This window comes from Achromobacter insuavis, assembly GCF_902859645.1.
In the GTDB taxonomy this organism is placed as follows: Bacteria; Pseudomonadota; Gammaproteobacteria; order Burkholderiales; family Burkholderiaceae_B; genus Achromobacter; species Achromobacter insuavis.
This window is the reverse complement of the sequence record NZ_CADIJR010000036.1, coordinates 56,612-62,706: the sequence shown is the minus strand read 5'-3', so window position 1 is coordinate 62,706 and position 6,095 is coordinate 56,612. Positions and strand designations below refer to the sequence as shown.

The 6,095-nt window shown below is 69.7% G+C and carries 6 protein-coding genes and 1 pseudogene; 5 read left to right on the top strand and 2 right to left on the bottom strand.

All coding sequences use genetic code 11. The features are described from left to right. Both H0523_RS18385 and ubiE read right to left on the bottom strand, forming a co-directional pair. A pseudogene (locus tag H0523_RS18385) lies at positions 1-233 on the bottom strand (Tim44 domain-containing protein); the annotation flags it as partial. Between the two features lie 179 nt (positions 234-412). Further along, entirely contained in the window at positions 413-1,189 is a 777-nt protein-coding gene (gene ubiE / locus H0523_RS18380; RefSeq protein WP_054433152.1) for a bifunctional demethylmenaquinone methyltransferase/2-methoxy-6-polyprenyl-1,4-benzoquinol methylase UbiE, read from the bottom strand. A 161-nt stretch (positions 1,190-1,350) separates the two neighbouring features. On the opposite strand from ubiE, the gene phoB reads away from it, so the two are divergent. The 5 genes from phoB (at position 1,351) to H0523_RS18355 (ending at position 6,094) form a co-directional block, all read left to right on the top strand. Beyond that, the gene (gene phoB, locus H0523_RS18375) at positions 1,351-2,049 is read left to right on the top strand and encodes a phosphate regulon transcriptional regulator PhoB (protein ID WP_006386862.1); all 699 of its coding nucleotides are present in this window, start codon (positions 1,351-1,353) and stop codon (positions 2,047-2,049) included. A 12-nt stretch (positions 2,050-2,061) separates the two neighbouring features. Further along, on the top strand, positions 2,062-3,369 hold the full coding sequence (phoR, locus tag H0523_RS18370; protein WP_054433151.1) for a phosphate regulon sensor histidine kinase PhoR: 1,308 nt from the start codon (positions 2,062-2,064) through the stop codon (positions 3,367-3,369). Between the two features lie 64 nt (positions 3,370-3,433). Next, complete coding sequence (locus H0523_RS18365; RefSeq protein ID WP_054433150.1) at positions 3,434-4,120, top strand: heavy metal response regulator transcription factor; 687 nt, start codon at positions 3,434-3,436, stop codon at positions 4,118-4,120. Further along, positions 4,117-5,517 (top strand): heavy metal sensor histidine kinase, encoded by a 1,401-nt coding sequence (locus H0523_RS18360; protein ID WP_054433149.1) that lies wholly within the window; start codon positions 4,117-4,119, stop codon positions 5,515-5,517. Before H0523_RS18365 ends, H0523_RS18360 begins: the two co-directional genes overlap by 4 nt. A 73-nt stretch (positions 5,518-5,590) precedes the next feature. Next, positions 5,591-6,094 (top strand): cupredoxin domain-containing protein, encoded by a 504-nt coding sequence (locus tag H0523_RS18355; protein ID WP_082385848.1) that lies wholly within the window; start codon positions 5,591-5,593, stop codon positions 6,092-6,094. Position 6,095 lies beyond the last annotated feature (1 nt).

Here is a 6,095-nt window from a genome sequence, read left to right as displayed (position 1 = left end):
GCCGTGGCGGCGCCGGCGGCGGCCGGCGCGGCGGTAGCGCCCGCGGTGTTGTTGGCGGCGGCCGGCGGCGTGGTGGCCTGGCGCTGCTGGGTCACATTGGAGGATTGGCGGCCGACGCTGCTGCCGCCGCCTGCGCGGCGGGCTTCGGCGTCAAACGACGCCGTCACCAACGCTGCGCCGGAAATGGCGATGAGCGCCGCGGCGACAAACCGCGAGAAACAGAATTTGGTCATGGATTTGCTCCCTCGTACCCGCGCTTCCCGCTGCCCCGAGCAGCGGAAAGCCGCACGGATCGTGCGGCCGTTCAGCGCGACTTTCTTACAATAATCTGAATGACGTAAGAATAACGGACAAGCCGTCGCCCCACAAGTTCCCCCGGGGCGAAGAAAAGCCGTATCGGACCCCGGGACGTTCAGCCCAGGCGCACACCCTCATGCAGGGCGGCGATGCCGGCCGTCAGGTTGAAGTACTGCACCCGCTCCAGGCCGGCGGTGCGCAGCATGTCCGCCAGGGTTTCCTGGTCGGGGTGCATGCGGATGGATTCCGCCAGGTAGCGGTAGCTGGCTTCGTCCTTGGCCACGGTCTTGCCCAGCCAGGGCAGCACGTTGAAGGAATACCAGTCGTAGGCCGGCGCCAGCGGTTTGGCGATGCGGGAGAATTCCAGCACCAGCAGCTTGCCGCCCGGCTTGAGCACGCGGGTCATTTCGGCCAGCGCGCGGTCCTTGTGGGTCATGTTGCGCAGACCGAAGGCCACGCTGACGCGGTCGAAATAGCCCGTCGGGAACGGCAGGCGCTCGGCGTCACAGACGGCCGTGGGCACCAGTTGGCCGGCGTCGGCCAGGCGGTCGCGGCCGACCCGCAGCATGGAATCATTGATGTCGGTCAGCCAGACCTCGCCGGTGGGGCCGGCGCGCTTGGCGAAGGCACGGGCCAGGTCGCCGGTGCCGCCGGCGATGTCCAGCACCTTCATGCCGGGGCGGATGGCCGCGCGGCCGATGGTGAAGGCCTTCCAGACGCGGTGCAGGCCGGCCGACATGAAATCATTCATGATGTCGTAGCGCTGGGCCACGGAATGGAAGACTTCGGCGACTTTGCGGGCCTTGTCGTGTTCCGGCACCGATTGGAAGCCGAAATGCGTCGATTGGGAGGCGGAATCCGCGGAATGTTGCGATTCGGAGGGGTTTTGCATGGTGAATTCCCGATATATCGTCCAATGGTAGCCTATCGGAGACTGCCGGATGCCGCCGGCGGGGCCGGGAACGCACGCTTTGGTCACATACCTGAAATATTGCGGCCATACTATCGCAATGTTCGCGCCGCGCCGGCGCTCCGAAGCGTGCCCTATTCGCCATGTCCAGCACCATCCTCGTCGTCGAAGACGAACCCGCAATCCAGGAACTGATCGCCGTCAACCTGTCCTTCGCCGGCCACAAAGTGCTGCGCGCCTTCGACGCCGACCAGGCCCAGACGCTGATCCGCGCCGAACTGCCCGACCTGATCCTGCTGGACTGGATGCTGCCCGGCACCTCCGGCCTGGCCATGGCGCGCAAGCTGCGCAACGACGAGCGCACCCGCGCCGTCCCGGTCATCATGCTGACCGCCAAGGGTTCCGAGCAGGACAAGGTCGACGGCCTCGAAGCCGGCGCCGACGACTACATCACCAAGCCCTTCTCGCCCAAGGAGCTGATGGCCCGCATCAAGGCCGTGCTGCGCCGCCGCGCGCCGCAGCTGACCGACGACGTGATCGACGTCGGCGGCCTCAAGCTGGACCCCGTCACGCACCGCCTGTCGGGCAACAGCCAGTCGCTGCAGATCGGCCCCACCGAATTCCGCCTGCTGCACTTCTTCATGACCCACCCGGAACGCGTGTTCTCGCGCTCGCAACTGCTGGACCAGGTCTGGGGCGATCATGTCTTCGTCGAGGAACGCACGGTCGACGTGCACATCCGCCGCCTGCGCAAGGCGCTGGAACCCAGCGGCCACGACGCCCACGTGGAAACGGTGCGCGGCAGCGGCTACCGGTTTACGGCACAGGTCCCGGCGCGGTAAAACTCCCGCACGATGATCTGGCTGCGCACTCTTATCCTGGTCGCCCTGTGGGCGGCGGTCGCGCTGTTGGCGCAATGGCTCATGGGCGATCCGGCCGGCTGGGTGCTGTTCAGCGCCGCGCTGGTCACCATGCTGCTGTGGCGCAGCTGGCGCCTGCACCTGGTGTCCCACTGGGCCAGGCACCCCGACACCTCGCCGCCCGCCTCGGTGGGCCCCTGGGACGACATCCTCGCCCCCCTCTACCGCTACACCCGGGCCCGCGCCCGCGAGCTGACCGAGACCCGCGACACCATGCAGGGCATGCTGGCGGCCGCCCAGGCGCTGCCGGACGGCGCGGTCACCCTCAATGAAGACTTCCAGATCGACTGGTGCAACCGCATGGCGCGCCAGCACCTGGGCCTGCGCCTGCCGGCCGACCGCGGCCACAACCTGCTGAACCTGCTGCGGGCGCCGGAATTCGTCGAATACGCCCACCGCGCCTCCTGGCCCGACCCGATCCTGGTGCGCCTGGGCCAGAACGGCCAGGAACGGCTGATGATGATGCAGCTGACGGCCTACGCCAGCAACCAGCGCCTGCTCATCACCCGCGACGTCACCCAGATCGAGCGCCTGGAGACCACCCGCCGCGATTTCGTCGCCAACGTCTCGCACGAACTGCGCACGCCGCTGACGGTGCTGGCCGGCTTCCTGGAAACGCTGCGCGACATGCCCGCCGACGCCCTGCCGCCCGAGCAGCGCGCGCAGTACCTGGACATGATGCACGAGCAGGCCCAGCGCATGCAGGCCATCGTCGAGGACCTGCTGACGCTGTCGACGCTGGAATCGTCGCCGGGCAGCGACCCGCGCGCGGTCAACATGGGCGCGCTGCTGCAGAAGGCGCGCCAGCAGATCGAGGCCCTGTCGGGCGGACGCCACGTGCTCGAATGGCACATCGACGAATCGCTCGACGTGCTCGGCGCCGAGACCGAACTGACCTCCGCCCTGTCGAACCTGCTGACCAACGCCGTGCGCTACACCCCCGACGGCGGCACCATCACCGTGCGCTGGGAACGCGAACCCGACGGCGGCGGCCGCTACAGCGTGCAGGACACCGGCATCGGCATCCCGGCCCGCCACATCCCGCGCCTGACCGAACGCTTCTACCGCGTCGACCGCGGCCGCTCGCGCGCCGTCGGCGGCACCGGCCTGGGGCTGGCGATCACCAAGCACATCGCCATGCGCCACGACGCCGAGCTGTTCATCACCAGCGAGCCCGGCAAGGGCAGCCTGTTCGCGCTGCGCTTCCCGCCGGACCGCATCGCCGTCGACCCGTCCGCCTGAACAGGCCTCACGCGATGCACGCCATCCGCGCCGCGATCGCGGCGCGGATGGTAAATTTCCGGCCATGCGCATCCTGGTCATCGAAGACGAACCCAAGCTGGCCGACTACCTCAAGAAAGGGTTGTCGGAACAGAGCCACGTCGTCGACCTGGCGCGCGACGGCGTCAACGGCCTGCACCTGGCGCTGGAAGGCGCCTACGACCTGATCGTGCTGGACGTGATGCTGCCCGGCGTGGACGGCTTCGGCATCCTGGCCGCCGTGCGCGCCAACAAGGACACCCCGATCCTGATGCTGACCGCGCGCGACGCCGTCGAGGACCGCGTGCGCGGCCTCGAAGGCGGCGCCGACGACTACCTGGTCAAGCCCTTCGCCTTCTCCGAACTGCTGGCGCGCGTGCAGGCCCTGCTGCGGCGCGGCCGCTCGCAGGAACCCACCGTGTTCCGCCTGGCCGACCTGGAGCTGGACCTGGCGCGCCGCAAGGTCGCGCGCGGCGGCCGCCGCCTGGACCTGACCGCCAAGGAATTCAACCTGCTGGCCCTGCTGCTGCGGCGCCAGGGCCAGGTGCTGTCGCGCACCACCCTGGCCGAACAGGTCTGGGACATGAACTTCGACAGCGACACCAACGTCATCGACGTGGCCGTGCGGCGCCTGCGCAGCAAGCTGGACGACCCGTTCGAGGCCAAGCTGCTGCACACCGTGCGCGGCATGGGCTACGTGCTCGAATCGCGGCCGGAGCCCGCGCGCGAATGAAACCGCCGCGCGTGCGCTCGATGCAGGCGCGCCTGACCCTGCTGCTGGGCGTCATCGCCCTGCTGGTCTCCAGCGTCGCGGGCGCCACCCTGTTCTGGGCCCTCAAGCGCGAAGTCGAACGCCAGGAGATCACCGAGGTCAGCGGCAAGCTGGAACTCATCAACCACCTGATCGACATGCAGAACAACGCGCGCGGCCTGCACGACCTGGCCGCCACGTTCGACGACATGCGCACCGGCCAGAGCCAGCTGGGCATCTGGATCGTCGACGCGCAAGGGCACCCCGTCTACGGCGGCGACGCGCCCGAAACCCTGCAGACGCTGCCGGACCGGCAGGTGCTGCTGCAACTGGCCGACGGCAGCCGCATGCGCGGCCTGCGCGTCGCGGTCGACGACCGCATCCTGTCGGGCGCGCACCTGACGGTGGCGGTCAGCACCCGCACCAGCTCGCAGTTCCTGTACGCCTACGGCACCGCGCTGGCGCTGATCTGCGCGCTGTGGGTCGGCGCCACGGTGGTGCTGGCGGCCTGGGCGGTGCGCCGCAGCATGGCGCCCACCCGCCGGCTGTCGGAGCAGGCCGCCCGCATCCAGCCCGACAACCTGGCCGTGCGCCTGCCGCTGCGCGACACCGACCGCGAGCTGCACGAGCTGGTGCTGTCGTTCAACCGCACGCTGGAACGGCTGCAGGCCGCCTACCAGCAGATGGAAGGCTTCAACGCCGACGTCGCGCACGAGCTGCGCACGCCGCTGGCCACGCTGATCAACGGCACCCAGGTGACCCTGTCCAGCGGCCGCGACGCGGCCGAGCTGCGCGACGCGCTCGAATCCAACCTGGAAACGCTGGAAGACCTGAAGACGCTGGTCAACGACATGCTGTTCCTGGCCCGCGCCGACCGCGGCGAACGCGCCGCCGACCTGGCGCCGGTCTCGCTGGCCGCCGAGGCCCGGCGCGTCGCCGACTTCTACGAGGCGGCGCTGGAAGACAGCGGCGTCACGCTGCGCTGCGACGGCGACGCCCTCATCGCCGCCAATCCCGGGCTGGTGCGGCGGGCGCTCGCGAACCTGATCTCCAACGCCATCAAGGCCACGCCGCGCGGCGGCGAGATCGTGCTGGCCTGCCAGCCGCTGCCGGCTGGCGCGCGGGTCGAGGTGCGCAACCCCGGCGCGCCGATCCCGGCCGCCGACCTGCCGCGCATCTTCGACCGCTTCTTCCGCTCTGGCCAGGCGCGCGCGCCGCGCAGCGAGGGCCACGGCCTGGGCCTGGCGATCGTGCGCGCCATCGCCCGCATGCACGGCGGCGACGTGGACGCCACCTCCGGCGCCGCCGGCACGGTGGTCGGCATCACCCTGCGCGGCGCCCTGCCCGGGACGCCGTCCGCCAACATTACAAAGAAGTAATCCAGCCGACAGAACCGGGTCACCCCGGTTTTTCTACAGTGCCCGCATGGTCAACTCCCACGAAGGGATCAGCATGCAAGGCACTTTGCTCCGTATCACCCGAACCACGGCACAGGCGCTCCTGGCCGCCCTGCTCGGCGCCGGCTCCGCGTTCGCGGCCGGCACCCACGGCGAACACGCCGGCCACGCCATGCCGGCGGCCTCCGCCCCCATCGGCACGCCCGGCGACGCCGCCCGCGTCACCCGCGCCATCGACATCGACATGACCGACGCCATGCGCTTCACGCCCGCCCAGGTGCAGGTCAAGGCCGGCGAAACGGTGCGCTTCAACGTGCGCAACTCGGGCCGCATCCGCCACGAGATGGTGCTGGGCACCGACGCCGACCTGCAGGCCCACTACGCCATGATGATGAAAGACCCCGGCATGCGCCACGAAGAGGCCAACGCCGTCTCGCTGGACGGCGGCAAGAGCGGCCAGATCGTCTGGAAGTTCGACCGCGCCGGCACCGTGTCCTTCGGCTGCCTGGAACCCGGCCACTACGCCGCCGGCATGAAGGGCGCGGTGTCGGTGCAGTAGC

Coding starts and splice junctions, on each gene's coding strand:
- ubiE (WP_054433152.1), bottom strand. CDS start 1,189: ATGCAAAACCCCTCCGAATCGCAACATTCCGCGGATTCCGCCTCCCAA.
- phoB (WP_006386862.1), top strand. CDS start 1,351: ATGTCCAGCACCATCCTCGTCGTCGAAGACGAACCCGCAATCCAGGAA.
- phoR (WP_054433151.1), top strand. CDS start 2,062: ATGATCTGGCTGCGCACTCTTATCCTGGTCGCCCTGTGGGCGGCGGTC.
- H0523_RS18365 (WP_054433150.1), top strand. CDS start 3,434: ATGCGCATCCTGGTCATCGAAGACGAACCCAAGCTGGCCGACTACCTC.
- H0523_RS18360 (WP_054433149.1), top strand. CDS start 4,117: ATGAAACCGCCGCGCGTGCGCTCGATGCAGGCGCGCCTGACCCTGCTG.
- H0523_RS18355 (WP_082385848.1), top strand. CDS start 5,591: ATGCAAGGCACTTTGCTCCGTATCACCCGAACCACGGCACAGGCGCTC.